The organism is Enterobacter sp. JBIWA008 (assembly GCF_019968765.1).
Taxonomy (GTDB): Bacteria; Pseudomonadota; Gammaproteobacteria; order Enterobacterales; family Enterobacteriaceae; genus Enterobacter.
In genome coordinates this window covers 2,852,582-2,879,562 of record NZ_CP074149.1, presented here as the reverse complement: position 1 = coordinate 2,879,562, position 26,981 = coordinate 2,852,582, and the positions used below count along the sequence as shown (strand labels likewise).

Genomic DNA, 26,981 nt, shown 5'->3' with positions numbered 1-26,981 from the left:
TTGAAACTTACAGACCCAGCAGGCCGACAGCGTAGCCCGCGATACCGATGACGAAGAAGCCAACGATAATCCACAGCGGGTTCACTTTCTTACGCAGCAGCCACATGCAGGCGAAGGTCAACAGCAGCGGTACGAGGCCTGGCATCAGCTGGTCCAGAATCGTCTGCACGGTGGTGACGCGGGTCTGACCATCCTGCCCGGTGATGGTCGATACCACCAGTGGGATGTTCACGTGCGTCCACTTGTTAACCAACGCACCCATGACAAACAGGCCGAGGATTGACGCCCCCTCAGTCAGTTTCTGCAGGAAGCCGCCGCCCATGTCCTTAACGATATCCACCCCTTTACGGTATCCGTAGGCCACACCGTAGTAACGGGTCAGCAGACGCACGGCGTTGAACAGGATGAAGAACAGCAGCGGGCCAAGCAGGCTGCCGCTCATCGCGATACCGGCACCCAGCGCCGCGAAGACCGGACGCACGGTACCCCAGAAGATTGGGTCACCGACACCGGCTAGCGGACCCATCAGGCCAACTTTGATGCCGTTGATGGCACCATCGTCAATCTCTGCGCCGTTCGCACGCTGTTCTTCCATCGCCAGCGTTACGCCCAGAACAGGAGCCGCTACGTAAGGATGGGTGTTAAAGAATTCCAGGTGACGCTTTATCGCCTGACGACGCGCTTCGTTGTTTTCCGGGTACAGGCGTTTGATCGCCGGCACCATGGAGAAGCAGAAGCCCAGCGCCTGCATACGTTCGAAGTTCCATGAACCCTGAAACAGGTTAGAACGGATGAACACGCCACGAATATCACCCGGAGTGAGTTTTTTCTCGGTGGTAGTTTTTGTCATATCAACCATTTCGCTCACCTGTTAGTCCAGTTCGTTATCGAGATCGTTGTTACCAGCAGCCTGCGCTGGGGCACCCGCGACGCGGTTATATTTCGGGCTGAGCTGGATGTAGAGAATCGCCATTACCGCACCAATCACACCCAGTGCAACCAGGTTGAAGTTGGTGAAGGCAGCGGTCACAAAGCCGAGGTAGAAGAACGGCATCAGGTAGCCTGCGCGCATCATGTTGATGACCATCGCATAACCGACGACCACGATCATGCCGCCCGCAATGTTCAGACCGCCGGTGACCACTTCAGGAATGGCGTTCAGCATGCTTTGCACTTCACTGGTACCGACAGAGATCGCCACGATAACCGCCGGGATCGCGATACGCATCGCCTGCAGGAACAGGGATGATACGTGGATCCACGACAGTGCCGTGAGGTTGCCGTTTTCAGCCGCCTTATCCGCCGCGTGCTGGAAGGCAACGGTGATAGTACGAACGATGATGGTCAGAACCTGGCCTGCTGCTGCCAGCGGGATCGCCAGGGCGATACCGGCACCAATACTCTGGTGACCGGCAATAACCAGAACGGTTGAAATGATAGAGGCCAGCGCGGCATCGGGCGCAACCGCCGCGCCGATGTTCATCCAGCCCAGGGCAATCATTTCCAGGGTACCACCGATGATGATACCGGTTTTCATGTCACCCAGAACGGCCCCAATCAGCGTACAGGCCACCAGAGGGCGGTGGAACTGAAATTCATCAAGTACGGATTCCATACCCGCAATACATGCGACGACGAACACCAGCACAATCTGAAGAGTGGTAATCTCCATTGCACTTCTCCTATTACATAAACTTTATATGAGAACCGGCGCGGGCTTATTTCCCAACTTTGCCGATCAAATCCATCATTTTCAGTTTTTGATCCGTAGAAACCTTACGGGCTTCCAGTTCAATACCGCGGGCATTAAGCTTGTTGAATGCCTCGATATCTTTCGCATCGACTGAAATGGCGTTGTTGACCTGCGTTTTGCCCTGACGGAATGCCATACCACCAATGTTCACGGAGGTGATTTTCACGCCGCCTTCAACAATGCGCTCAACGTCTGTCGGGTTAGTGAACAGGAGCATCACGCGTTCACCCGCGTATTTCGGGTTGTTGTAAACGCGGATCATCTTGGCGACGTCCACGACATGCGCGGTAACGCCTGGAGGAGCAACCTGAGTCAGAAGGGTTTTACGAACGGTATCGGCGGCAACTTCGTCGCTGACCACGATAATGCGTCGAACGTTGGTTTCTTTGGTCCAGCGCGTGGCGACCTGGCCGTGGATTAAGCGGTCATCAATACGCGCAAGGCCGATAACCATGTAATCGTTCGGGCCCATTGGTTTTGCCGGTGCTGCCGCTTTTGGTGCCGCTGCAGGTGCAGGTGCAGGGGCAGGTTTTTCAACTGGCTGCGCTTTCAGGGCTTTTACCCCTTCGCGACCGGTTTCAACGGCCAGTGCCACCAGCTCATCGAACGCCGGATTGTCGTCGCGCGCCATGAAGGTTTCCACCAGCATGGGAATATTAACCCCGGCGACAACTTCATAGTGCTCTTTATCGACGACAATGCGGCTGGCGGCATTGAACGGGCTGCCGCCCCATGTATCAACGAGAAACAGCACGCCTTTGCTGGTATCCAGCTTCGCGAGTTGAGCGTTGTACTTCTCTATCAGCGTCTCGGCGTTTTCACCGGGAACGAAATCGATCCAGCCGACGTTTTCCTGCTCGCCCAACAGCATCTCTGCCGTTTTGAGTAGCTGCTCAGCAGCCCAACCATGTGTGCCTATGACAATAGCAATGGTCACTTGCTACCTCCTTTTATTATCATTAATACGCCTGCCAGGTAGTCGTACTGAGAATCGTATTGGCGAACCGAATCGATTCAGATAAGGGTTAGAGTTCAAAAAAACCAAGACTTCCGCGAATTATTTTAGATAGTGAAAAAATAATTTATGTGATGAAGATCCGTAATTTAGCCACGCGTTACAGATTTATCTGTAGAGTAAAGCCGCTGTGTTACAGAACTTTGCAAAGGAACGTAAATCTTTGCTAAAAACACATTGTCTCTGATATGTTTAGCCTCCGTTTAATAGTTCAGGAGTATAGGGCTACAGCCCACTATATGGACCGTCACCGACGTCAGTCATCTACCAGGCCATTTCGCGCCTTATTCACCGGCGATCCTCGCCACGTATCGACTCTGATTACCTCTGTTTTGCCCACGTTGAGTGGGGCACCGTTTCGTCATTCCTTTAGCAGGAGCTTGTCATGGAATTCTTAATGGACCCGTCAATCTGGGTGGGATTGCTCACGCTGGTGGTGCTGGAGATTGTTCTCGGCATTGATAACCTGGTATTTATCGCCATCCTTGCGGACAAACTGCCGCCAAAACAGCGTGATAAAGCGCGTCTGATTGGTCTCTCGCTGGCGCTGGTCATGCGACTGGGGCTGCTCTCCGTCATCTCCTGGATGGTCACGCTGACCAAACCGCTGTTCTCCGTCATGGATTACACCTTCTCCGGGCGTGATTTAATCATGCTGATCGGGGGGATATTCCTGCTTTTCAAAGCGACGACAGAGCTACACGAGCGGCTGGAAAACCGTCAGCACGATGATGGGCACGGTAAAGGCTATGCCAGCTTCTGGGTGGTGGTGCTGCAGATCGTGGTGCTTGATGCGGTCTTCTCGCTGGATGCGGTGATCACGGCGGTCGGCATGGTGAATCATCTGCCGGTAATGATGGCGGCTGTCGTCATTGCGATGGCGGTAATGCTGCTGGCCTCGAAGCCGCTGACGCGCTTCGTCAACCAGCATCCAACGGTGGTCGTGCTGTGTCTGAGCTTCCTGCTGATGATTGGTCTCAGCCTGGTGGCGGAAGGTTTTGGCTTCCATATTCCGAAAGGCTACCTGTACGCCGCGATTGGCTTCTCGATTCTGATCGAGCTGTTCAACCAGATTGCGCGCCGTAACTTTATTAAACAGCAGTCGAATCAGCCGCTGCGCGCTCGTACAGCAGACGCCATTCTGCGCCTGATGGGCGGTCGTCGTCAGGTGAACGTTCAGTCTGATTCAGAAAATCATAATCCGGTTCCGGTCCCTGAAGGGGCGTTTGTGGAACAAGAGCGCTACATGATTAACGGCGTGCTCTCCCTGGCCTCCCGTTCGCTGCGCGGCATCATGACGCCGCGCGGGGAAATCAGCTGGGTTGATGCTAACCTGAGCGTTGATGAAATTCGCCAGCAGCTACTCTCTTCACCGCATAGCCTGTTCCCGGTGTGTCGTGGGGAGCTGGACGAGATCATCGGCGTCGTGCGGGCCAAAGAGATGCTGGTGGCTCTGGAAGAGGGCGTTAACGTGGAAGCCGTTGCCGCCGCGTCGCCTGCGATTGTCGTACCGGAAACGCTGGATCCTATCAACTTGCTCGGGGTGCTGCGTCGCGCTCGCGGTAGCTTTGTTATCGTCACCAACGAGTTTGGCGTGGTGCAGGGACTGGTCACGCCGCTGGACGTGCTGGAAGCGATTGCCGGTGAATTCCCCGATGCCGACGAAACGCCAGAGATTGTTGCCGACGGTGAAGGCTGGCTGGTTAAAGGTACCACCGACCTGCACGCGCTCTCGCACACGCTTGGGCTGGAAAACGTGATCAACGATGAAGACGACATCGCGACCGTTGCCGGTTTGGTTATCGCCGTTAACGGACAGATCCCGCGCGTCGGAGATGTGATCGAGCTGGCGCCGCTGCACATTACGATCGTTGAAGCCAACGACTATCGCGTTGATATGGTTCGTATTGTTAAAGAACAATCAGCCCACGACGAAGATGAGTAAGCCGGCTTAGCGCAGCGGCATTAAGGGCACGATGTGTCCGTTATGATGCGCTGGCGGGGATGCGCTTCCCGCCAGCCACTTCGGAAAATCCCGTAGCGGCATGGGCCGCGCATAGAAAAAGCCCTGCAGGACAGGCACGCCATGTCGGCGTAAATAGCGCGCCTGCTCCTCTGTCTCGACCCCCTCCGCAACCAGTTCAATATTCAGCCGCTGACCCAGCGCAATAATAATATCCGTCACCGTCGAGTTCACGGCGTCGGTGCCGATGGCGGTGGTAAACGACTGGTCGATTTTCAGCACGTCCGGGTGAAGCTTTTCAAGCCAGGAGAGGGAGCTGTTTCCGGTACCAAAATCGTCGATGGCAAGCTTCACCCCTTTGCGATGCAGTTCGCGCACGATGCGATAATCCGCATCCAGCAGTGCATCCCGTTCCGTGAGTTCAACCACCAGCTGCTGGCGTGGACTGGCGCTGAACCATAGACGGTTCAGGTCCTGTATCAACACCGCGTGACGCAAATGGCTGGCGGCGACGTTAATACCAATGTGAAAACCGGCGCTGGCGGGGAAGTAGCCTATCTGGCGCACCGTTTCGGCGATGACATAGCGGGTCAGGGGGACAATCTGGTTATGTTCTTCTGCCAGAGGGATAAACACCTCCGGGGTGATCCAACCCTGGCGGGGGTTATTCCAGCGCAGCAGGATCTCCACGCCGGTGCACGCCTGGGTACGGGCATTCACCAGCGGCTGGCAGAAAAGCTCAAATTCCCGCGCCGCAATGCCCATATCGATCTCCCACGTAAAGCTCATCCGGTTTGCCGTTGCCAGCCAGGCGAGATAGCCCAGCAACAGGCTGAGCATGAGCCCCAGCGGCAGCTGTGCTGGCAGGCTTTTTAAGGCTAATTCTCCAGGGCCTGGCCCGCTGACCGTAATAGTGAAAGGATTTCGGGTTGATGACTGATGGAAAAGAGAACCTTCCTCATCAAACGTCAGGCTGTCGCTGACGCGTTGTCCATAGCGCAGAAAGCGATCGCCCACGGTCAGCGCCACGTCATTGATGAGCGGGCGCTGGGGCTCCAGGATCATCTTGGCGATCAGATCGATATTGATTATCTCAATAACGCCTGCTTCACCGTCCTGAGAGACGGGATACCACTGGATCAATATCGGGCTCCCCTTAAGCAGCCACTGGTCGGTCGATAAAATCAGCTTCGCCGTGCTGGTGGGTAATTCTTTCTGGAAGTCGCGAACGGGCACATTGCGGCTCCCGAAAATACTTGAGCAATACAGGACACCGTCTTTAATCAGAGCGATGGAGCGTACCGTCTGCAAAATGGCGGCCTGCTTTCGCAGCGCCAGGTGCGCCTGCGGGCAGGGCTGCCCCACCAGGGGCTGCAGCACGCTGCGGCGTTTATCTAAAGAAAGCAGGACGTTATCAAGGGCGCGAATGGTGTGGCTGGTAAAATCGAGGATCCGCTGTTGGTTAACGTTGCGCTGAGAAATAAAGCGAACGCCCAGCGTCAGGATGAGCGTGAGGAGCGCAACCGTCACAGAGACGATAACGCGTTTTCGGCGATAGTTTTTAATGATCGTTTGTGCAGTTTGCATGAACGGTCGCCTGATAAGCCACCAGCCACAAAAGCCGGACGCAACAGTCAAAGTGTAGTGGGGAAAGCAGAAGGAAACGAGGAAGGAGAGGGAAATTCGCCCATCCGTTGCAGATGGGCGAAAGGCAGTATTAGTCGCACTGTACCTTAATGGCCAGGCCACCACGGGACGTCTCGCGGTATTTCGCGTTCATGTCCTTGCCGGTTTCGTACATGGTTTCAATCACCTTATCCAGCGATACGCGAGGTTCGCTGGTACGGCGCATCGCCATACGTGAGGCGTTGATGGCTTTCACCGAGGCAATCGCGTTACGTTCGATGCACGGCACCTGCACCTGGCCCGCGACCGGGTCGCAGGTCAGACCGAGGTTATGTTCCATACCGATTTCCGCCGCCACGCAGACCTGCTCAGGGCTTGCGCCCAGCAGCTCTGCCAGACCCGCCGCCGCCATGGAGCAGGCAACGCCCACTTCACCCTGGCAGCCCACTTCCGCACCGGAGATGGAGGCGTTCATTTTGTACAGCGCACCGATGGCACCTGCCGCCAGGAAATAGCGGATGTAGATGTCCGGCGTTACGGGCTCAATAAAGTGATCGTAATACGCCAGCACTGCCGGGACGATACCGCAGGCACCGTTGGTTGGCGCCGTCACGACGCGTCCACCGGCGGCGTTCTCTTCGTTAACCGCCAGGGCAAACATGTTTACCCAGTCGACCACGTTCATCGGGTCGTTGGAGAACTTGTCCGTGGTCACCAGCATACGGCGCAGGGCAGAGGCACGACGCGGTACGCGCAGTGGACCCGGCAGAACGCCTTCGGTGTTCATCCCGCGGTCGATACAGGCGCGCATGGTTTGCCAGACGTTCGCAAAATAGTCTTCAATCTCTTTTTTGCTGTGCAGGGCCAGTTCGTTCTGCATCACCATGCCGGACAGTGAAAGACCGGTCTCTTTGCAGTAGCCAAGCATCTCGGTAGCCGATTTGAACGGGTACGGTACGCTGACGTCACCGACGCTGTCTTTGCCAAAATGCTCTTCATCCACGATGAAGCCACCGCCGATGGAGTAGTACGTTTTGCTGTAAATCTCTTTTTCACCGCTGTAAGCGTGAATGGTCATGCCGTTTTCATGCAGCGGCAGGTTGTCGCTGCGAAAACGCATGCCGTCATCCTGCGGGAAATCGACTTCCTGCTGGCCGTTTGCCAGCAGCAGGCGGCCGCGTGTTTCCACGTCGCGGATGAATGCCGGGATGGCATCAATATCTACGGTATCCGGCATATTGCCTGCCAGACCCATAATAATGGCGATATCGGTGTGGTGGCCTTTACCCGTTAATGACAGCGAGCCGTAAACATCCACGGCGACGCGGGTAACGCTTTCCAGTAATCCTTTTTCGACCAGATCATCGACGAACTGTTTACCGGCCTTCATCGGGCCAACAGTATGGGAAGACGAAGGGCCGATTCCCACTTTGAACATGTCGAATATACTAATCACTTTCACACTCCTGACAGGGTTACCGGGGTTCCAGTAACGATGTTATAACTGCGCATAGTGTAAGAGGGAACACCGGCCTCGGCTTAACTATTCACATGAATTAAACTAATGGTTAACGATGGGTTTTGCTAATAGCGCGACGCGGATCGCAAACCAGCTAAAAAGGATGGAATTTAAAGTATAGTCAAGGCTTCAGGCCGATTTGCAGCGCCAGTTCACGAATGATGCCCGCCGTCATGCCCCAGACAAAATAATGCTGATACCAGGACAACCAGACCCGATGGTCATGCCCACGACGCTGAATATCCAGCGGGTGATAACGACTCAGTCGGAGGGCTTCATCCAGCGGCATTTCAAACACCGCAGAGACTTCATCGACGCTGGCGTGATACTGCAGGCCCGGCGGGATAATGCCCACCACCGGCGTGACCTGAAAACCGGTGACGCTGTCGACGGGGGGCAGCACGCCGATGACCTCCACCGCCTCCGGCGGAATGGCAACCTCTTCCTGCGCTTCCCGCAGCGCGGCGGCAATCAGCGAGGCGTCGGAACTGTCTACTGCGCCACCCGGAAAGGCGACCTGACCCGCGTGCTTACGTAAATGGGGAGAACGCTGGGTGAGCAGCAGGCCCGGCTGCGCGCGACGCACGACCGGGATCAGCACGGCCGCCTGACGCTGATTCAGCGCCGCGCGGTTGACCTGCGGTCGTAATAGCTGAAAGCGAGATAAAAAATCGTCCAGCGTCAGGTTCTCTTTTTCCACCCGTGATTACTCCAGTTGTTTCAGGATACGGTTAACTTTATCAAAGGTTTCCTGATATTCCGCATCGACCTGGCTATCGGCAACAATGCCGCCCCCGGCCGAACAGTAAAGGTTTCCGTCGCAGGCCGTCAGCGTGCGAATGGTAATGCTGGTATCCATGGTGCCGCACAGGCTGATATAGCCGATGCTGCCGCACCAGGCGTTGCGGCGGTGCGGTTCCAGCTCATCAATGATCTCCATCGCCCGTACCTTAGGCGCGCCGGTGATGGAGCCGCCCGGGAACGCCGCGCGCAGAAGATCGCATGCCGTGCGCGAGGCCGGTAGCGTCGCGGTGATGGTACTGACCAGGTGATGCACCGCCGGGAAAGGCTCGACGACAAACAGTTCCGGCACGCGCACGCTGCCAGGAACGGCCACCCGGCCAATGTCGTTACGCATCAGGTCGACAATCATCAGGTTCTCGGCGCGGTCTTTCGGCGAGGCGGCGAGCTTTTCTGCCTGCTGGCGATCGGCGTCGGGATCGGCAAGACGCGGCAGAGTGCCTTTAATCGGACGGGTTTGAATCGTGCCCTCGGCCAGATGAATAAAGCGCTCGGGTGACAGGCTGAGTATGGCCCCCTGTTCCAGACGCACAAACGCGCTGAACGGCGCCCTGTTGCTGGCGTTAAGACGGGTAAACGCCTGCCACTCATCTCCCCGGTATGTCGCCTGGAAGCGCTGGGCGAGGTTAACCTGATAGCAGTCACCGCTTTGCAGATACGCCTGAACGCGCGCGAATTTTTCGGCATACTCCGCTGCGCTCATATTTGAGCGCCAGCCGGAGGTCAGCGTGAACGTCTGTGCCGGTGCAGGCTGCTGCGCCTCAAGCCATGCCAGACGCGCCTGCACGTCACGGTGGCTCAGCAGGGAAACCGTTTTATTCTGATGATCGACAATTAACGCCCAGTCATACAGCCCTACGGCCATGTCTGGCAGGGAAATATCAGCCTGCGCATGCTCCGGCAGCGTTTCGAAACGGCGGCCCAGGTCGTAACCAAACAGGCCCAGCGCGCCCCCCTGAAAAGGGAGTTCCGGGTTCGGTGCGGCAGATAAGCCCAGCGCGTTAATGGCTTGCTGCAGCTGCAGCAGCGGATCGTCCGTTAAAGACAGGTCATCGGTTGTCAGCGTCGTTAGCGGATCGGCCACCAGAATATCGAAGCGGCTATAGGGATGGTCCGCATGGCCGGAATGCAGCAGCATCGCAAATGGAAGATGGCTCAGGCGGGCAAACCAGAATTCAGCGGCGTCTGCACGCCAGGGCAAGGTAATAACAGTGGGGAAGCGCATGTTCATGTGTGGCATACTACCGGGCAGCGTGAAATTATTAGCGCGAATAATTTAGCAGGAGTTGACAATGTTTGCAGGTTTACCTTCTCTGAGCCATGAACAGCAGCAGAAAGCGGTTGAGCGAATTCAGGAACTGATGTCCCAGGGAATGAGCAGCGGGCAGGCGATTACCGTTGTCGCTCAGGAAATTCGCGCCAGTCATTCCGGCGAGCGGATTGTGGCGCGATTCGAGGATGAAGATGAAGAAGAGTAATCGGGCTTAAACCGCTGCGATAACCTTAATTTCAACCTTATACTCCGGTTTCATCAGCGTGGCCTGTACGGTGCAGCGTACAGGCGCGTGACCCGCCACCACCCACGCATCCCAGGCTTTGTTCATCGCCGCGAAATCGTCTTTATTTGCCAGGAAAATCGTCGCGTCCAGAATGCGGGATTTGTCGCTGCCCTGTTTTTCCAGCACCGCATCAATCTGCGCCAGGGTATTAGCCGTCTGCTCGAACGCATCCGCTTCCAGGTTGGTCGGTACGCCGGTGTAGTAGAGCGTCTGGTTATGGATCACCACATCAGACCAGCGGGCTTCGGCATCAATGCGCACAATTGTCATAAACGTTTCCTCGTTATTTTTCGTCGTCAGGCGGCAAGACTGCCATATTGTTCTCGTGTCGTCACTATTTGGGGTGGCACAGGAGAGGATGGGCTGACATAATCCCTGTGCAAAAATACAGTGAGAGAGCACCGTGGCAGACGATTTTTCCCCTGAAGGTCAATTAGCGCAGGCTATTCCCGGCTTCAAACCCCGTGAGCCTCAGCGTCAGATGGCGCACGCCGTTGCACGCGCCATCGATAAGGCTCAGCCGCTGGTGGTCGAAGCCGGAACCGGCACGGGTAAAACGTATGCTTACCTTGCTCCGGCGCTGCGCGCGAAAAAGAAGGTGATTATTTCCACCGGCTCGAAGGCGCTGCAGGATCAGCTCTACAGCCGAGATTTGCCCACGGTGGCTAAAGCGCTGAAATATAAGGGGCGTCTGGCCTTGTTGAAGGGCCGATCCAACTATCTCTGCCTGGAACGTCTTGAGCAGCAGGCGCTGGCGGGCGGCGACCTGCCGGTGCAAACCCTCAGCGACGTCATTATCCTTCGCGCCTGGGCGAATCAGACCGAAGAGGGCGACATCAGCACCTGCGCGAGCGTGCCGGAAGACTCTCCTGCCTGGCCGCTGGTGACCAGCACCAACGACAACTGCCTCGGCAGCGACTGTCCGCTGTATAAAGACTGTTTTGTGGTGAAAGCGCGCAAAACGGCGATGGACGCGGATGTGGTGGTGGTAAACCACCATCTCTTCCTCGCGGATATGGTCGTCAAGGACAGCGGCTTTGGTGAGCTGATCCCGGAGGCGGAGGTGATGATCTTCGACGAAGCCCACCAGCTTCCGGACATCGCCAGCCAGTATTTTGGCCAGTCGCTCTCCAGCCGCCAGCTGCAGGATCTGGCGAAAGATTTCACCATTGCTTATCGGACCGAACTCAAAGATACCCAGCAGCTGCAGAAGTGCGCCGACCGTCTGGCGCAGAGCGCACAGGATTTCCGCTTACAGCTCGGCGAGCCGGGCTATCGTGGTAACCTGCGCGAGCTGCTGGCGGACAAAAACATCCAGCGCGCGCTGCTGCTGCTCGATGATGCTCTCGAACTCTGCTACGACGTGGCAAAACTGTCCCTCGGCCGTTCCGCGCTGCTGGATGCGGCCTTCGAACGCGCCACGCTCTATCGCGGGCGGCTCAAACGGCTGAAAGAGATTAACCAGCCGGGATTCAGCTACTGGTATGAGTGCACCTCGCGGCATTTCACGCTGGCGCTCACGCCGCTGACGGTGGCGGATAAATTTAAAGAGGTGATGGCGCAAAAACCGGGAAGCTGGATCTTCACGTCGGCAACCCTGTCGGTGAATGACGATCTGCATCACTTCACGGAACGTCTTGGCATTGAGGAGGCGGAATCGCTGCTCCTGCCCAGCCCGTTCGATTACGAAAAACAGGCGCTGCTCTGCGTGCCGCGTAATCTGCCGCTGCCGAACCAGCCGGGTGCAGCGCGCCACCTGGCCGCGATGTTAAAACCGATGATCGAGGCCAACAACGGCCGCTGCTTTATGCTCTGCACCTCGCACGCCATGATGCGAGAACTCGCCGAGCAGTTTCGCGCCACCATGACGCTCCCGGTGCTGCTGCAGGGTGAAACCAGTAAAGGCCAGCTGTTACAGCAGTTTGTCAGCGCCGGAAATGCCCTGCTGGTAGCAACCAGCAGCTTCTGGGAAGGGGTCGATGTGCGGGGCGATACCCTCTCGCTGGTGATCATTGATAAGCTGCCGTTTACCTCCCCGGACGATCCGCTGCTGAAGGCGCGTATGGAAGACTGCCGTCTGCGCGGGGGCGATCCTTTCGACGAGGTGCAACTGCCGGACGCGGTGATTACCCTCAAGCAGGGGGTAGGGCGATTAATTCGCGACGTCACCGATCGCGGGGTGCTGGTCATTTGCGATAATCGGCTGGTGATGCGCCCTTACGGGGCGACCTTCCTTGCCAGCCTGCCACCCGCGCCGCGGACGCGGGACATAAAACGCGCGGTGCGTTTCCTGGCAAACCCAACGGCGGAGTAATTTACCCCGGAGTGTGCTAAGATGCGCGCCATTTTGTGACTGACCCTTGCGAGAGCGCGACGACTGATGCGAATTCTGGCTATTGATACCGCGACTGAGGCTTGCTCTGTCGCTCTGTTGAACGACGGTGCTGTTTCTGCTCATTTCGAAGAGTGCCCACGGGAACACACCCAACGCATTCTGCCCCTGGTAAAAGCCATTTTAACCCAGGGCAACACCTCCTTAACCGACCTCGACGCGCTGGCCTTTGGCCGTGGCCCTGGCAGCTTTACGGGCGTACGTATCGGGATTGGCATTGCGCAGGGGCTGGCGCTGGGCGCCGAACTGCCGATGATCGGGGTCTCTACCCTCGCCACCATGGCGCAGGGAGCATGGCGCATGACCGGGGCAACGCGCGTGCTGGCTGCGATTGATGCCCGCATGGGCGAAGTTTACTGGGCCGAATACACCCGCGACGAGCAGGGCGTGTGGCACGGTGAAGAGACGGAAGCCGTCCTTAAGCCGGAAGCGGTCACTGAACGACTGCAGCAGCTCTCCGGTGAGTGGGCGACCGTAGGCACCGGCTGGTCGGCGTGGCCTGAGATGGCAAACGACACCGGGGTGACGCTGGTGGACGGCAACATGCTGCTGCCGGCTGCGGAAGACATGCTTCCGATTGCCTGCCAGCTGCTCGCGGCAGGAAAAACCGTTGTCGTTGAACACGCGGAGCCGGTTTATTTGCGAAACACCGTCGCGTGGAAGAAACTTCCGGGCCGTGAGTGAATCTCAGTAACAGGAACTGAGAAAAAGGAGTCGCATCATGGCGGTTCAGACTAAAGTAGTACGCCTTATTATGGCAGGCGCGGTTGCCATAGCACTGAGCGGATGCGTTTCCGTTCCTGATGCGATTAAGGGCAGCAGCCCGACGCCACAGCAGGATCTGGTTCGGGTGATGAATGCGCCTGAGCTGTACGTTGGCCAGGAAGCGCGCTTTGGCGGTAAGGTCATAGACGTACAAAACCAGCAGGGGAAAACCCGCCTGGAGATCGCGACCGTTCCGCTGGACAGCGGCGCGCGGCCGGTACTGGGTGAGGCTTCTCGCGGGCGTATCTATGCGGACGTCAGTGGTTTCCTCGATCCGGTCGATTTTCGCGGGCAGCTGGTGACCGTCGTCGGGCCGATTACCGGCGCCGTGCAGGGCAAAATCGGCAGCACGCCGTATAAATTTATGACCATGCAGGTCAACGGGTATAAACGCTGGCGGCTGGCACAGCAGGTGATCATGCCGCCTCAGCCGATGGATCCGTGGATGTGGGGTCCACATCCTTATCGTTACGGCTACCCGGGCTGGGGCTGGTATAACCCGGGGCCAGCACAGGTTCAGACGATCGTTACTGAGTAACTTACTGTTATTGTTAGAAAAGAGACAGCGGCTCAGCCGCTGTCTCTGTTTTTTTACGGATAAAACGAAAAAAAAGAGTGACGCGCTTCGCAACCTTAAATGTGAACAATTAATAAACTGGTACGCTGAGTTAATATAATGTTAACAAACTGTTTATTATCGGGGTTGTGATGACGACGAACACTCAGTTCAGAGGTGATGCATTGAAAAAGGTTTGGCTTAACCGTTATCCAGCAGATGTTCCTGCTGAGATCAATCCTGACCGTTATCAATCCCTGGTGGAATTATTTGAGCACTCGGTAAGGCGTTACGCGGACCAGCCCGCATTCGTGAATATGGGCGAAGTCATGACGTTCCGTAAGCTTGAGGAGCGTAGTCGCGCGTTTGCGGCGTATCTGCAGGAAGGGCTGGGGCTGCAAAAAGGGGACCGCGTCGCGCTGATGATGCCGAACCTGCTGCAATATCCGGTGGCGTTGTTCGGTATCCTGCGAGCCGGGATGATTGTCGTCAACGTTAACCCGCTGTATACCCCGCGAGAGCTGGAGCATCAGCTGAATGACAGCGGCGCGGTCGCGATTGTCATTGTGTCCAACTTCGCCCATACGCTGGAAAAAGTGGTCGACAAAACCCAGGTTAAACACGTCATCCTGACGCGCATGGGGGACCAGCTCTCTACCGCCAAAGGCACGCTGGTTAACTTTGTCGTCAAATACGTCAAACGCCTGGTGCCAAAATACCACCTGCCGGACGCCATCTCCTTCCGTCGCGCGCTGCATGCGGGCTACCGTATGCAGTATGTGAAACCCGAAGTGGTGGCGGAAGATCTTGCGTTTCTGCAATACACGGGCGGGACCACCGGCGTCGCCAAAGGGGCCATGCTTACCCACCGTAATATGCTGGCAAATCTTGAACAGGTGAACGCCACCTACGGGCCGCTGCTGCATCCGGGCAAAGAGGTGGTGATCACCGCGCTTCCGCTGTATCACATCTTTGCGCTGACCATGAACTGCCTGCTGTTTATTGAACTGGGTGGTCAGAACATCCTCATCACCAACCCGCGCGATATCCCGGGCCTGGTGAAGGAGCTGGCAAAATACCCGTTCACCGCTATGACGGGAGTAAACACCCTGTTTAACGCGCTGCTGAATAACAAAGAGTTCCAGCAGCTGGATTTCTCCACGCTGCATCTCTCCGCAGGCGGCGGAATGCCGGTTCAGCAGGCGGTTGCCGAGCGCTGGGTGAAGCTAACCGGACAGTATTTGCTGGAGGGCTATGGCCTGACGGAATGTGCGCCGCTGGTCAGCGTTAACCCACATGATATCGACTATCACAGCGGGAGCATTGGTCTGCCGGTCCCTTCCACAGAGGCGAAACTGGTCGACGATAACGGTAACGAAGTCGCGCCGGGTGAGCCGGGTGAGCTGTGCGTCAAAGGTCCGCAGGTGATGCTGGGTTACTGGCAGCGCCCCGATGCGACCGACGAAATCATCAAAGACGGCTGGCTGCACACCGGTGATATTGCGGTAATGGATGACGAGGGCTTCCTGCGGATCGTCGATCGCAAGAAAGATATGATCCTGGTCTCCGGCTTCAACGTCTATCCGAATGAGATCGAGGACGTGGTTATGCAGCACAGCGGCGTGCTCGAAGTGGCGGCAGTCGGCGTCCCCTCCGGCAGCAGCGGCGAAGCGGTTAAGATATTTGTGGTCAAGAAAGACGCTTCACTCACGGAGGAGGCGCTGGTAACGTTTTGCCGTCGTCAGCTGACAGGCTACAAGGTGCCGAAGCTTGTTGAATTCCGCGACGAGCTGCCTAAATCAAACGTCGGAAAGATATTACGACGAGAATTACGTGACGAAGCCCGTGGCAAAGTAGACAATAAGGCCTGAGCTTCACGCTAATCGCCCAGACGCCGGTTAAGCCGGCGTTTTTTATGGGCGCAAACAAAAGAGAATCCGTTTTGAATTACCAGATGATCACGACCAACGACGAGCTGGCTTCGCTGTGCGAAGTGACGCGCGACTTCCCTGCCATTGCCCTGGATACCGAGTTTGTTCGCACCCGGACCTATTATCCGCAGCTGGGTTTGATTCAGATGTACGACGGTAAACACGTGTCGCTGATCGACCCTCTCGGAATTACCGACTGGACGCCGATGCGTGACCTGCTGCTCGATAACGCCGTGACGAAATACCTGCACGCCGGCAGTGAAGATCTGGAAGTCTTTCTGAACACCTTTGGCATCATGCCCCAGCCGCTGATTGACACGCAGATCCTCGCGGCATTCAGCAATCGTCCGCTCTCATGGGGCTTTGCTGCCATGGTAGAGGAGTATACGGGCCTGACGCTGGATAAAAGCGAATCCCGTACCGACTGGCTGGCGCGCCCGCTAACCGAGCGTCAGCTGGAGTATGCGGCGGCAGATGTGTTTTACCTGTTACCAATTGCCGGACAGCTGATGAAAGAGGCAGAAGCTTCTGGATGGCTCGCTGCTGCGCTGGACGAATGTCGTATGACCCAGCAGCGTCGTCAGGAAGTGGTTGACCCGAAAGAGGCCTGGCGCGATATAAGCAACGCCTGGCAGCTGCGTACGCGCCAGCTGGCATGCCTGCAGCTGCTGGCAGACTGGCGCTTGCGTAAAGCGCGCGAGCGCGATCTGGCCGTTAACTTTGTGGTTCGCGAAGAGCATCTCTGGGCGGTCGCGCGCTATATGCCTGGCAGCCTGGGCGAGCTGGACAGCATTGGGCTTTCGGGCAGCGAGATCCGCTTCCACGGTAAGACTCTGCTGGCGCTGGTCGCAAAAGCGCAGGAGCTGCCGGAAGATGCGCTGCCGGAACCGCTGCTGAACCTGATGGACATGCCGGGCTATCGCAAAGCGTTTAAGGATATCAAAGCGCTGGTGCAGGCAGTTGCAACGGAAAGTAAACTGAGCGCGGAACTGCTCGCCTCACGTCGTCAGATTAACCAGCTGTTGAACTGGCACTGGAAGCTGAAGCCGCAGAGTGGCGTGCCGGAGACGATGGCGGGATGGCGCGGGAAATTGATGGCCGATCGCCTGAATACGCTGCTGGAAGGTTATCCGCGTTAAAAAATATGCCGGGCGATATACCCGGCATATTCCCCGGTGGCGCTGCGCTTACCGGGGCGACGAAATCACAAACTTACGGACGCGACTCTTCCGCTTCCGGGAGCGTCACGTTCAGCTCCAGAATCGAAATATCCCCGTCTTTTTGTTCCAGCTGCACCGTGACCATCTCAGGGTCAATCTGCACATACTTACAGATCACTTCCAGGATGTCCTTGCGCAGCTGCGGCAGGTAGTGAGGCTCGGCGTCGCTACGACGACGCTCCGCAACGATAATTTGCAGACGTTCTTTTGCGATGTTGGCGGTGTTCTTTTTCCGCGAGAGAAAAAAGTCCAGTAATGCCATAACTTATCCTCCGAACAGGCGTTTGAGGAAACCTTTCTTCTCTTCTTCAATGAAGCGGAAAGGACGTTCTTCTCCCAGCAGACGGTCAACGGTATCGGCGTAAGCTTTACCTGCATCTGCCATTGTATCAAGGATCACTGGCTCGCCCTGGTTAGAGGCGCGTAACACGGACTGATCTTCCGGGATAACGCCCACCAGCTTAATGCGCAGGATCTCCAGCACGTCTTCCATGCTCAGCATGTCACCTTTGTTCACGCGGCCCGGATTGTAACGGGTGAGGAGCAGGTGTTCTTTAATCGGGTCTTCGCCATTTTCCGCGCGACGGGATTTAGAGGCGAGGATCCCCAGAATGCGGTCTGAGTCACGCACGGATGAAACTTCAGGGTTGGTGGTGATGATCGCTTCATCAGCGAAGTAGAGCGCCATCAGGGCACCGGTTTCGATGCCCGCAGGGGAGTCGCAGACAATGAAGTCGAAATCCATTTTTTTCAGATCGTCGAGCACCTTTTCTACCCCTTCACGGGTCAGAGCGTCTTTGTCACGCGTCTGAGAAGCCGGGAGAATGTAGAGGTTCTCGGTGCGCTTGTCTTTAATCATCGCCTGGTTCAGCGTGGCATCGCCCTGAATGACGTTTACGAAGTCATACACGACGCGACGCTCACATCCCATGATGAGGTCGAGGTTACGCAGACCGATATCGAAGTCGATAACGATGGTTTTCTTTCCCTTCTGGGCCAAACCAGTAGCGATGGCCGCGCTGGAGGTGGTCTTGCCAACGCCTCCTTTACCCGAAGTAACAACAATAATGCGTGCCATAGAAATTCCTTGTTAAAAAGGGATCAATTCAACGGTTGAACGGTCAACGCGTCGTCTGCCAGAAGCAGGCGAGCCGCTTTGCCATAAAATTCGGCTGGGATCTTGTCGCTCAGCCAATATTCACCTGCGATGGACACCAGTTCCGCCGTCAGGTGAGTACAAAATATTTGCGCATCTCGATCGCCACTTGCACCTGCGAGCGCACGTCCACGCATCATACCGTATACGTGAATATTGCCATCTGCAATCAGCTCAGCGCCAGCACTGACGTGGCTTGTAACAATCAGATCACAGTTTGGTGCATAAATGCGCTGACCGGAACGAACCGGCACATCAATCATTCGCGTTTTTGTGACGGTAGTAACGTTTTGCACCGCAGGAGGGGGCGTTTGCACGGCAACGGGTGCCGCACGCGAGGCTTTTTCTTTGCCCTCATTCAGAAGAGGCAGCCCCGCACGCTCAATTTCCGCTTTCAGCTCAGTATCTTTGCAGCCGCTGATGCCCACGATACGCAGTCCGGTTGAGGAGACGGCCTGCTGGAGAAGTTTCCAGTTAACCGGAGCCTCAAGACCGCTGACGTTGACAACAACAGGGGCGTGCTTCAGAAAGGCCGGAGCCTGGGCGATTTTGTCTTCTAACGCCTGACGAATAACCTCGGGTTTTGCATCATGCAAATGTACCACTGATAAGGTGAAGCTACTGCCTTTAAGCTCGATGGGCGTGTTTGACATCCTGGCCTTACTCAATTTGCTATTAACCGCAACCACTCGCTGCGATATTCCGAAGAGTATCAGGCATGTTATAGTCAGGAGTATATTGAGGCAAGCAACCACCCATTAATTCAGAGTAAAAACATGTTTTGTGTGATCTACAGAAGTACAAGCCGTGACCAGACCTATCTTTATGTGGAAAAGAAAGACGATTTTTCACGCGTGCCTGAAGAATTAATGAAGAACTTTGGCCGACCACAGCTGGCAATGCTGCTGCCGCTTGATGGTCGTAAGAAACTGATTAATGCCGATCTGGATAAAGTGAAAACGGCTTTAGCCGAGCAAGGCTATTATTTACAGCTTCCACCGCCACCCGAGAATTTATTAAAACAGCATCTTGAGGCGAACGGTAAAAAATAGTCTCAACTGTTTTTGGGCACAACACATCAACCGTTTAGGGGTCGACCATGTATCAACATCATAACTGGCAAGGTGCATTACTGGATTATCCCGTCAGCAAAGTAGTCTGCGTGGGCAGCAACTATGCAAAACATATTCAGGAGATGGGCAGCGCGACGCCAGAAGAGCCGGTCCTGTTTATTAAGCCTGAAACGGCGCTTTGCGATATCCGCCAGCCGCTGGCGCTGCCGCAGGGGCTGGGCTCGGTGCATCACGAAGTTGAACTCGCCGTGCTGATCGGCGCGACGCTGCGCCAGGCCTCAGAAGAACATGTTCAGAAAGCGATTGCCGGATACGGCGTGGCGCTCGATCTCACGCTGCGTGACGTGCAGGGCAAAATGAAGAAAGCCGGGCAGCCGTGGGAAAAAGCCAAAGGCTTTGATAATTCCTGCCCGATCTCGGCGTTTGTGCCGGTGAGCGAATTTACCGGCGATCCGCAGGACACGCCGCTCAGCCTGAAGGTTAACGGCGAGTTCCGCCAGCAGGGCACCACGGCGGACATGATCCACAAGATTGTGCCGCTGATCGCCTACATGAGCCGCTTCTTTACCCTTAAGCCGGGCGATGTGATCCTGACCGGAACCCCTGAAGGCGTTGGCCCGCTACTTAGCGGTGACGAGCTAGAGGTCGGTTTTAACGGCCTGTCGCTGAAAACCCGCGTGCTGTAACCCCATCTTGCCGCCTGAAGAGGGCGGCAAAACTTGCAACAACGTGCCAGACTCGTTATAAGGTGCGCTTTCTTTTGACGTGTGGACATCCTGATGAACGACATCCCTTTCTGGCAAAGCAAAACTCTCGACGACATGACTGACGCGGAATGGGAATCATTGTGCGACGGCTGCGGGCAGTGCTGCCTGCACAAGCTGATGGATGAAGATACGGATGAAATCTACTTCACCAACGTTGCCTGCAAGCAGTTAAACATTAAAACCTGCCAGTGCCGCAACTATGAGCGCCGGTTTGAATTTGAGCCTGACTGCATCAAGTTAACCCGGGACAATCTGCCGACGTTTGAATGGCTGCCGCATACCTGCGCGTATCGCCTGCTGGCGGAAGGGAAAGGTCTGCCTGACTGGCATCCACTGTTAACCGGTTCAAAAGCGGCGATGCACGGTGAGCGCATTTCTGTGCGCCACATTGCGGTGAAAGAGTCCGAGGTGCGTGACTGGGAAGATCACATCATGAACCACCCGACCCGTTGAGATTAAAAAAACCCGCCGCGGCGGGTTTTTTATTGTGTTTATGCGGCCTGATGCCCTCAACTAAAAACGGCAACCGTTGTTGCCGTTTTGCTTTTACCTTCCAAAAAGATCGCGTTTCTTCGGTTTGAACGGCTGGGCAATCAGCACCAGCAGCGCCACGACGAAGTAGGCGGCAAAAATACCCACCAGCCACTGCGGCATCTCCAGCGTCAGGAATTCCCATTGACGAACGGAGCAGTCACCGGATGCGACAAACACCTGCGGCAGCCATTTGTCCAGCGGCAGCCAGCTCGGGAAGCGGGCGGCAAAATCACAGGTCATAAACGGTGACGGATGCAGCTGCATCATGGTGTGCTGCCAGGAGAGTTCAATGCCTTTCCAGGCGCTGTACAGCCAGATCGCGATAGCGGCATAGCGAAGCGGCGATTTCGGCGCAATCGCGCCGACCAGGCCCGCACCCATAATGCCGAATAGCGCGCAGCGTTCATAAATACAGAGCACGCAAGGTTTCAGTCCCATTACATGCTGGAACCACAGCGCGACCATTTCCAGCGCAAAGGCGGTCAGGGCCATTAGCAACCACGCTCCGCGACCGCGGGAGCACTGGTTTAAAAATCTCAACATAATCATTTCCCTGGAACATGCTTAGAAAGCGCAGTGTAAACGAATTCGTTTTTTGCGCCACCTGTACCTGGCGAAATAAAACGTAATTGGATGTTTATCGTGCGAAAAGGCAAACGGGCAGCGAACTGCCCGAGATGCATAGTTTACTGCGCCGCAAGTATACCCGCTTGTATCAACCATTGCGTACAGGGAATGAGGGTAATTTTGACGCAAAGCAATCCCACGATCGTGAGCACCAGCGTGTAGGGCAGCGCCATCCACACCATCCTGCCATATGAAAGTCGTATGAGCGGCGCGAGGGCGGAGGTCAGCAGGAACAGGAAGGCGGCCTGGCCATTTGGTGTTGCAACCGACGGCAGGTTGGTGCCGGTATTGATCGCCACGGCCAGCAGCTCAAACTGTCCGGCACTGATAACGCCTTGCTCCATGGCGGCTTTGGCCTCGTTGATGTAGACCGTCCCGACAAAGACGTTATCTGAGATTGACGAGAGCAGGCCGTTAAACAGGTAAAACAGTGAGAGCTGAGCATCCGGTGACGCCTGTAATACAAAGGCAATAATCGGCGCGAAAAGGTGTTGGTCGATAATCACCGCCACGACCGCAAAGAACACCGCCAGCAGGGCGGTAAACGGCAAGGCTTCGGTAAAAGCTTTGCCGATGGCATGCTCGTCCGTTACGCCGGTAAAGGTGGTGGCGAGAATAATGACGGAGAGGCCAATCAGCCCGACTTCGGCAAGATGGAGCGCCAGCGCCGCGATAAGCCAGACGCCGATGATCCCCTGAGCAATCAGTCGTAGCGTCTCCTGGCCCGTCCGCTGGCTTCGGCTCTGCACATCGAATTTATGCAGTTCCTGACGAACCGGCTCCGGGAGCTGAACCCCATAGCCAAAGAGGCGAAACTTCTCCACCAGCAGACAGGTCGCCAGCCCGCAGATCAGCACCGGCACGCTCACTGGCGCCATTCTCAGGAAGAAATCACCGAAGTGCCAGCCCGCCGCTTTAGCAATAATCAGGTTTTGCGGCTCGCCCACCATGGTCATCACGCCGCCCAGCGCGGTACCCACCCCGGCATGCATCATCAGGCTGCGCAGGAAGGCGCGAAACTGTTCCAGCACGTCACGGTTATGCGCCTCGACGTGGCTGTCATCCTGCAGATCCTCCCCCGGGCGAGAGGAGGCCACGCGGTGATAAATACCGTAAAACCCAACCGCAACGCTAATCACCACCGCGACAACCGTCAGTGCATCCAGGAAGGCGGACAGGAAGGCGGCCGCAAGGCAAAACGCCAGCGAGAGGAACATTTTCGACGGAATGCTGAGCAGCAGGCGCGTGAAGATAAACAGCAGCAGCTGTTTCATGAAGTAGATACCCGCCACCATAAATATCAGCAGGAGTAGCACTTCGAGATTTGACGCCAGCTCTGCTTTGACATGCCCGGCGCTGGTCATACCGATGACGACGGCTTCAAACGCCAGCAATCCGCCCGGCAGCAGGGGATAACATTTCAGTGCCATGGCCAGGGTGAAGATAAACTCCGCCACCAGCAGCCACCCGGCAATGAAAGGGTTTACGCTAAAGAGGAGGGGGTTAACGACCAGGAAAACCAGAAGTATAAGTTTGTACCAGTCCGGAGACTGGCCTAAAAAGTTGCGCCACAGTGCGCGCCCAAAAGAAATTTCCACGACAGACGTCCTTCCCCGTCAAGTAAGACAAAACATAAGTATACGCAAAAATCGCGGCCTGGACGCGAATAAGACCGCATTGTAAATTTCACAAAAATGAAACGGCGATCCCTCTTTTCTCTCGTTGCCGCGCTACCTGCCACTGCCTGCCTCTGGTATGATGAGTCCAATTTGCTAAAGCTGTGTAATGGAAATCTCACTATGGTCATTAAGGCGCAGAGCCCGGCGGGTTTCGCGGAAGAGTACATCATTGAAAGCATCTGGAATAATCGTTTCCCTGCGGGGTCCATTCTTCCGGCTGAACGCGAACTCTCTGAACTGATTGGCGTCACTCGCACCACGCTGCGTGAAGTGCTCCAGCGGCTGGCGCGCGATGGCTGGTTGACGATCCAGCACGGTAAGCCTACGAAAGTGAACAATTTCTGGGAAACGTCCGGGCTGAACATTCTTGAAACGCTGGCGCGTCTCGACCATGAAAGCGTGCCGCAGCTCATTGATAATCTGCTCTCCGTTCGCACCAACATCGCGACGATCTTTATTCGTACCGCTTTCCGTCAGCATCCGGAAGACGCTCTTGCGGTGCTGGCCAGCGCGAACGAGGTGGAAGATCATGCCGATGCCTTTGCCACTCTCGATTACAACGTGTTCCGCGGCCTGGCGTTTGCCTCCGGCAACCCGGTGTATGGCCTGATCCTCAACGGTATGAAAGGGCTTTACACCCGCATTGGCCGCCACTACTTTGCCAATCCGGAAGCGCGTAGCCTGGCGCTGGGCTTCTACCACAAGCTGAGCAAGCTCTGTACCGAAGGTCTGCACGATCAGGTTTATGAGACGGTTCGCCGCTACGGTCACGATTCCGGTGAAATCTGGCACCGTATGCAGAAAACGCTGCCGGGTGATTTAGCGATCCAGACCCGCTAAAAGAAAAAACCTCTCATACGAGAGGTTTTTTTTCGCCCGATGGCGGCACTACAGGGTATTCAACCGCGCCGGGCAGCGTTCCAGCAGCTCGATGCTCCCGTCTTCATTCTGCTGCTCCAGCTGCACGTCAAAGCCCCACAGGCGATGCACATGCTTCAGCACTTCTTTACGCCCTTTATCCAGCGGCGCGCGATTGTGCGGGATATAGCGCAGCGTCAGGGAGCGGTCACCTCGCAAATCGACGTTCCATACCTGAATATTCGGTTCAAGGTTGCTCAGGTTGTACTGGGAAGAGAGGCGAGAGCGGATCTCACGGTATCCCTCTTCGTTATGGATTGCGGAAATCTCCAGATAGTTGTTGCGGTCGTCGTCCAGCACGGTGAAGAAGCGGAAATCACGCATGATCTTCGGCGACATAAACTGGCTGATGAAGCTCTCATCCTTAAAGTCGCGCATCGCAAAGTGAAGCGTTTCCAGCCAGTCAGAACCGGCGATGTCCGGGAACCAGTACTTGTCTTCTTCCGTCGGCGACTGGCAGATACGCTTAATGTCCTGGAACATAGCGAAACCAAGCGCATACGGGTTAATTCCGCTGTACCACGGGCTGTTGTAGGGCGGCTGGAACACCACGTTGGTATGGCTGTGGAGGAATTCCATCATGAACCGCTCGGTAACTTTTCCCTCGTCGTACAGATGGTTGAGGATGGTGTAGTGCCAGAAGGTCGCCCAGCCTTCGTTCATCACCTGCGTTTGCTTTTGCGGGTAAAAATACTGGCTCACTTTGCGCACGATGCGCAGGATCTCACGCTGCCACGGCTCCAGCAGCGGGGCGTTCTTCTCCATAAAATAGAGCAGGTTTTCCTGCGGCTCGGAGGGATAGCGACGCGCTTCGGCGATCGTTTTTTCTTCCTCACGCTTAGGCAGGGTACGCCACAGCATGTTCACCTGGCTTTGCAGGTACTCCTCGCGGCTTTTCTGCCGGGCCTTCTCCTCCTGGAGGGAGATTTTCTGCGGGCGTTTGTAGCGGTCCACGCCGTAGTTCATCAGCGCGTGGCAGGAGTCGAGCAGTTTTTCCACTTCGTCCACGCCGTAGCGCTCTTCGCAGTCGGTAATGTATTTACGGGCGAAGATCAGGTAATCGACGATTGAGCTGGCATCCGTCCAGCTGCGGAACAGGTAGTTATTCTTGAAAAATGAGTTGTGCCCATAGCAGGCATGCGCCATCACCAGCGCCTGCATGGTAATGGTGTTCTCTTCCATCAAATAGGCAATACACGGATTGGAGTTAATCACAATCTCATACGCCAGCCCCTGCTGGCCATGCTTATACAGCCGTTCCGTTTCAATAAATTTTTTACCAAACGACCAGTGCGGATAGTTAATCGGCATCCCGACGCTGGAGTAGGCGTCCATCATCTGTTCGGACGTAATGACTTCAATCTGATGGGGATAGGTATCCAGACGATACAGCTTTGCGACCCGGTCGATTTCGGCGAGGTAAACATCCAGCAGCTCGAAGGTCCAGTCGGGTCCATCGCTCAGACGTGTGTTGTCCTTGTTCAGGGAATCAATAGTAGCCATTAGCGCGCCCTCGTTGTGGGTGCTCTCTCTGTCTGGAGAGCCTCCTTTCAAGCATAGATCAACGTGTTAAAAAGCGTGCTGGGGCAGAAATTTTTTCTTTGCGATTTCGCGTTTTTGATACGGCAAAAAAACGGTATGCCTCAGCATATTGTGCTGGTTAAAAATAACGCACAGCAGGAGATCCCAAATTAGCACTATCCCCTGATGATGGGGGATGTGTGAGGTAAGTCACCATAAAAAAGTCGTATGTTGAATAATATTTTCAACTAGGTTATCAATCTGTAATTAGAAGATTGTTCTTTTGCACATAATGGAGTGGCTATGCGTGTTGTCATACTGGGAAGTGGTGTCGTTGGGGTAACCAGCGCCTGGTATTTAAGTCAGGCGGGACATGACGTAACCGTTATCGATCGTGAATCCGGTCCCGCGCTTGAAACCAGCGCGGCGAACGCCGGGCAAATCTCTCCGGGATATGCCGCGCCGTGGGCTGCGCCGGGCGTTCCGCTGAAAGCGATTAAATGGATGTTTCAGCGCCATGCGCCGTTGGCCATCAGCCTTGACGGCACGCCGTTCCAGCTGAAGTGGATGTGGCAGATGCTGCGCAACTGCGACACCCGCCACTACATGGAGAACAAAGGGCGCATGGTGCGCCTGGCGGAATACAGCCGTGACTGTCTGAAAGCGCTGCGCGCGTCGACGGGTATTGAGTATGAAGGCCGTCAGGGCGGGACGCTGCAGCTGTTCCGCACCGAGCAACAGTACGAAAATGCCACCCGCGATATCGCCGTGCTGGAAGATGCTGGCGTTCCGTACCAGCTGCTGGAAGCCAGTCAGTTAGGGCAGGTTGAACCGGCGCTGGCGGAAGTGGCGCATAAACTGACGGGTGGCCTGCGCCTGCCGAATGACGAAACCGGCGACTGCCAGCTTTTTACGCAACGTCTGGCGAAAATGTGCGAGCAGGCGGGGGTGAAGTTCCGCTTTAATACCTCTGTCGACAAGCTGCTGTCGGAAGGCGAAAAAATTTACGGCGTGAAGTGCGGCGAAGAGGTAATCAAAGCCGATGCCTACGTGATGGCGTTTGGCTCGTACTCCACCGCCATGCTGAAAGGCATTCTCGACATTCCGGTTTACCCGCTGAAGGGCTACTCGCTGACCATTCCGGTGAAAGAAGAGAGCGGCGCGCCGGTGTCGACCATTCTGGATGAAACCTACAAAATCGCCATTACCCGCTTCGATAACCGCATTCGCGTAGGCGGCATGGCGGAGATTGTCGGCTTCAACACCGAGCTGCTGCAGCCGCGTCGTGAAACGCTGGAGATGGTCGTGGGGGATCTCTTCCCGCGCGGTGGCTTTGTTGAGCAGGCGACGTTCTGGACCGGCCTGCGTCCGATGACCCCGGACGGTACGCCGATCGTGGGCCGCACGCCGTTCAAAAACCTGTGGACCAATACCGGACACGGCACCCTTGGCTGGACGATGGCCTGCGGATCGGGCCAGCTGCTGAGCGACCTGATTTCCGGGCGCACGCCGGCAATTCCGTTTGACGATTTAAGCGCCGCGCGCTATCAATCGGGGTTTACGCCGTCGCGTCCACAGCACCTGCACGGCGCGCATAGCTAAGGAG

General features: G+C 56.0%; 26 protein-coding genes. 12 read left to right on the top strand and 14 right to left on the bottom strand.

What is annotated here, in order from left to right; translation table 11 throughout:
• Positions 1 to 7 precede the first annotated feature (7 nt).
• Genes KGP24_RS13885 through manX form a run of 3 tightly spaced genes read right to left on the bottom strand, consistent with a single transcriptional unit; the run spans position 8 to position 2,690 of the window.
• Positions 8 to 859: a PTS mannose transporter subunit IID gene (locus tag KGP24_RS13885; RefSeq protein WP_006810994.1), complete on the bottom strand. Its 852-nt coding sequence runs from the start codon at positions 857 to 859 to the stop codon at positions 8 to 10.
• A 12-nt stretch (positions 860 to 871) separates the two neighbouring features.
• Positions 872 to 1,672 carry a PTS mannose transporter subunit IIC gene (gene manY / locus KGP24_RS13880; RefSeq protein ID WP_008500490.1) on the bottom strand — a complete coding sequence of 267 codons (801 nt, stop codon included), beginning with the start codon at positions 1,670 to 1,672 and terminating at the stop codon, positions 872 to 874.
• A 46-nt stretch (positions 1,673 to 1,718) separates the two neighbouring features.
• Positions 1,719 to 2,690 carry a PTS mannose transporter subunit IIAB gene (manX, locus tag KGP24_RS13875; RefSeq protein ID WP_223560831.1) on the bottom strand — a complete coding sequence of 324 codons (972 nt, stop codon included), beginning with the start codon at positions 2,688 to 2,690 and terminating at the stop codon, positions 1,719 to 1,721.
• 463 nt (positions 2,691 to 3,153) lie between these two features.
• Here manX and yoaE point away from each other — a divergent pair, with 463 nt between their 5' ends.
• A complete protein-coding gene (gene yoaE / locus KGP24_RS13870) occupies positions 3,154 to 4,713 on the top strand; it encodes a CNNM family cation transport protein YoaE (RefSeq protein ID WP_223560830.1) in 1,560 nt (519 codons plus the stop codon).
• Positions 4,714 to 4,719: 6 nt separating this feature from the next.
• Here the strand turns inward: yoaE and KGP24_RS13865 are convergent, their stop codons facing one another.
• The 4 genes from KGP24_RS13865 to pabB all read right to left on the bottom strand — a co-directional run bounded on the left by KGP24_RS13865 (position 4,720) and on the right by pabB (position 9,908).
• Entirely contained in the window at positions 4,720 to 6,318 is a 1,599-nt protein-coding gene (locus KGP24_RS13865; RefSeq protein WP_223560829.1) for an EAL domain-containing protein, read from the bottom strand.
• Between the two features lie 130 nt (positions 6,319 to 6,448).
• Positions 6,449 to 7,813: an L-serine ammonia-lyase gene (gene sdaA / locus KGP24_RS13860; RefSeq protein ID WP_023312197.1), complete on the bottom strand. Its 1,365-nt coding sequence runs from the start codon at positions 7,811 to 7,813 to the stop codon at positions 6,449 to 6,451.
• Positions 7,814 to 7,997: 184 nt separating this feature from the next.
• Positions 7,998 to 8,576, bottom strand: coding sequence for a CoA pyrophosphatase (locus KGP24_RS13855; RefSeq protein ID WP_223560828.1), 579 nt, complete (start codon positions 8,574 to 8,576; stop codon positions 7,998 to 8,000).
• A 6-nt stretch (positions 8,577 to 8,582) separates the two neighbouring features.
• A complete protein-coding gene (pabB, locus tag KGP24_RS13850; RefSeq protein ID WP_223563503.1) occupies positions 8,583 to 9,908 on the bottom strand; it encodes an aminodeoxychorismate synthase component 1 in 1,326 nt (441 codons plus the stop codon).
• Positions 9,909 to 9,969: 61 nt separating this feature from the next.
• On the opposite strand from pabB, the gene KGP24_RS13845 reads away from it, so the two are divergent.
• Complete coding sequence (locus KGP24_RS13845) at positions 9,970 to 10,155, top strand: YoaH family protein (RefSeq protein WP_220119494.1); 186 nt, start codon at positions 9,970 to 9,972, stop codon at positions 10,153 to 10,155.
• 6 nt (positions 10,156 to 10,161) lie between these two features.
• Here KGP24_RS13845 and KGP24_RS13840 read toward each other — a convergent pair whose 3' ends face one another.
• Positions 10,162 to 10,506, bottom strand: a complete 345-nt coding sequence (locus tag KGP24_RS13840) for a RidA family protein (RefSeq protein WP_223560827.1) — start codon at positions 10,504 to 10,506, stop codon at positions 10,162 to 10,164.
• 133 nt (positions 10,507 to 10,639) lie between these two features.
• Here KGP24_RS13840 and KGP24_RS13835 point away from each other — a divergent pair, with 133 nt between their 5' ends.
• From KGP24_RS13835 to rnd, 5 genes are all read left to right on the top strand, one after another.
• Entirely contained in the window at positions 10,640 to 12,550 is a 1,911-nt protein-coding gene (locus tag KGP24_RS13835) for an ATP-dependent DNA helicase (protein ID WP_223560826.1), read from the top strand.
• A 66-nt stretch (positions 12,551 to 12,616) separates the two neighbouring features.
• A complete protein-coding gene (tsaB, locus tag KGP24_RS13830; RefSeq protein ID WP_223560825.1) occupies positions 12,617 to 13,312 on the top strand; it encodes a tRNA (adenosine(37)-N6)-threonylcarbamoyltransferase complex dimerization subunit type 1 TsaB in 696 nt (231 codons plus the stop codon).
• Positions 13,313 to 13,349: 37 nt separating this feature from the next.
• Complete coding sequence (locus KGP24_RS13825) at positions 13,350 to 13,931, top strand: Slp family lipoprotein (RefSeq protein ID WP_032658483.1); 582 nt, start codon at positions 13,350 to 13,352, stop codon at positions 13,929 to 13,931.
• A 203-nt stretch (positions 13,932 to 14,134) separates the two neighbouring features.
• Complete coding sequence (fadD, locus tag KGP24_RS13820; RefSeq protein ID WP_223560824.1) at positions 14,135 to 15,820, top strand: long-chain-fatty-acid--CoA ligase FadD; 1,686 nt, start codon at positions 14,135 to 14,137, stop codon at positions 15,818 to 15,820.
• Between the two features lie 71 nt (positions 15,821 to 15,891).
• On the top strand, positions 15,892 to 17,019 hold the full coding sequence (gene rnd / locus KGP24_RS13815; protein ID WP_223560823.1) for a ribonuclease D: 1,128 nt from the start codon (positions 15,892 to 15,894) through the stop codon (positions 17,017 to 17,019).
• 73 nt (positions 17,020 to 17,092) lie between these two features.
• On the opposite strand, the gene minE is transcribed toward rnd, so the two are convergent.
• The 3 genes from minE to minC are packed head-to-tail and all read right to left on the bottom strand — an operon-like array spanning position 17,093 to position 18,909.
• Positions 17,093 to 17,362: a cell division topological specificity factor MinE gene (minE, locus tag KGP24_RS13810; RefSeq protein ID WP_008500504.1), complete on the bottom strand. Its 270-nt coding sequence runs from the start codon at positions 17,360 to 17,362 to the stop codon at positions 17,093 to 17,095.
• 3 nt (positions 17,363 to 17,365) lie between these two features.
• Positions 17,366 to 18,178, bottom strand: coding sequence for a septum site-determining protein MinD (gene minD, locus KGP24_RS13805; protein ID WP_023312187.1), 813 nt, complete (start codon positions 18,176 to 18,178; stop codon positions 17,366 to 17,368).
• 23 nt (positions 18,179 to 18,201) lie between these two features.
• On the bottom strand, positions 18,202 to 18,909 hold the full coding sequence (gene minC / locus KGP24_RS13800) for a septum site-determining protein MinC (protein ID WP_223560822.1): 708 nt from the start codon (positions 18,907 to 18,909) through the stop codon (positions 18,202 to 18,204).
• Between the two features lie 123 nt (positions 18,910 to 19,032).
• On the opposite strand from minC, the gene KGP24_RS13795 reads away from it, so the two are divergent.
• From KGP24_RS13795 to KGP24_RS13785, 3 genes are all read left to right on the top strand, one after another.
• On the top strand, positions 19,033 to 19,308 hold the full coding sequence (locus KGP24_RS13795; protein WP_029742143.1) for a YcgL domain-containing protein: 276 nt from the start codon (positions 19,033 to 19,035) through the stop codon (positions 19,306 to 19,308).
• A 47-nt stretch (positions 19,309 to 19,355) separates the two neighbouring features.
• Positions 19,356 to 20,015, top strand: a complete 660-nt coding sequence (locus tag KGP24_RS13790; protein ID WP_223560821.1) for a fumarylacetoacetate hydrolase family protein — start codon at positions 19,356 to 19,358, stop codon at positions 20,013 to 20,015.
• 93 nt (positions 20,016 to 20,108) lie between these two features.
• Entirely contained in the window at positions 20,109 to 20,549 is a 441-nt protein-coding gene (locus tag KGP24_RS13785; protein ID WP_024909872.1) for a YcgN family cysteine cluster protein, read from the top strand.
• 93 nt (positions 20,550 to 20,642) lie between these two features.
• On the opposite strand, the gene dsbB is transcribed toward KGP24_RS13785, so the two are convergent.
• Both dsbB and nhaB read right to left on the bottom strand, forming a co-directional pair.
• Complete coding sequence (dsbB, locus tag KGP24_RS13780; RefSeq protein WP_045908244.1) at positions 20,643 to 21,173, bottom strand: disulfide bond formation protein DsbB; 531 nt, start codon at positions 21,171 to 21,173, stop codon at positions 20,643 to 20,645.
• Between the two features lie 143 nt (positions 21,174 to 21,316).
• On the bottom strand, positions 21,317 to 22,855 hold the full coding sequence (nhaB, locus tag KGP24_RS13775; RefSeq protein ID WP_223560820.1) for a Na(+)/H(+) antiporter NhaB: 1,539 nt from the start codon (positions 22,853 to 22,855) through the stop codon (positions 21,317 to 21,319).
• Between the two features lie 201 nt (positions 22,856 to 23,056).
• Here nhaB and fadR point away from each other — a divergent pair, with 201 nt between their 5' ends.
• Positions 23,057 to 23,776 (top strand): fatty acid metabolism transcriptional regulator FadR, encoded by a 720-nt coding sequence (gene fadR, locus KGP24_RS13770; RefSeq protein WP_023336056.1) that lies wholly within the window; start codon positions 23,057 to 23,059, stop codon positions 23,774 to 23,776.
• Positions 23,777 to 23,824: 48 nt separating this feature from the next.
• Here fadR and KGP24_RS13765 read toward each other — a convergent pair whose 3' ends face one another.
• Entirely contained in the window at positions 23,825 to 25,357 is a 1,533-nt protein-coding gene (locus KGP24_RS13765; RefSeq protein WP_046092783.1) for a SpoVR family protein, read from the bottom strand.
• Between the two features lie 321 nt (positions 25,358 to 25,678).
• On the opposite strand from KGP24_RS13765, the gene KGP24_RS13760 reads away from it, so the two are divergent.
• Positions 25,679 to 26,977 carry a D-amino acid dehydrogenase gene (locus KGP24_RS13760; RefSeq protein ID WP_223560819.1) on the top strand — a complete coding sequence of 433 codons (1,299 nt, stop codon included), beginning with the start codon at positions 25,679 to 25,681 and terminating at the stop codon, positions 26,975 to 26,977.
• Positions 26,978 to 26,981 lie beyond the last annotated feature (4 nt).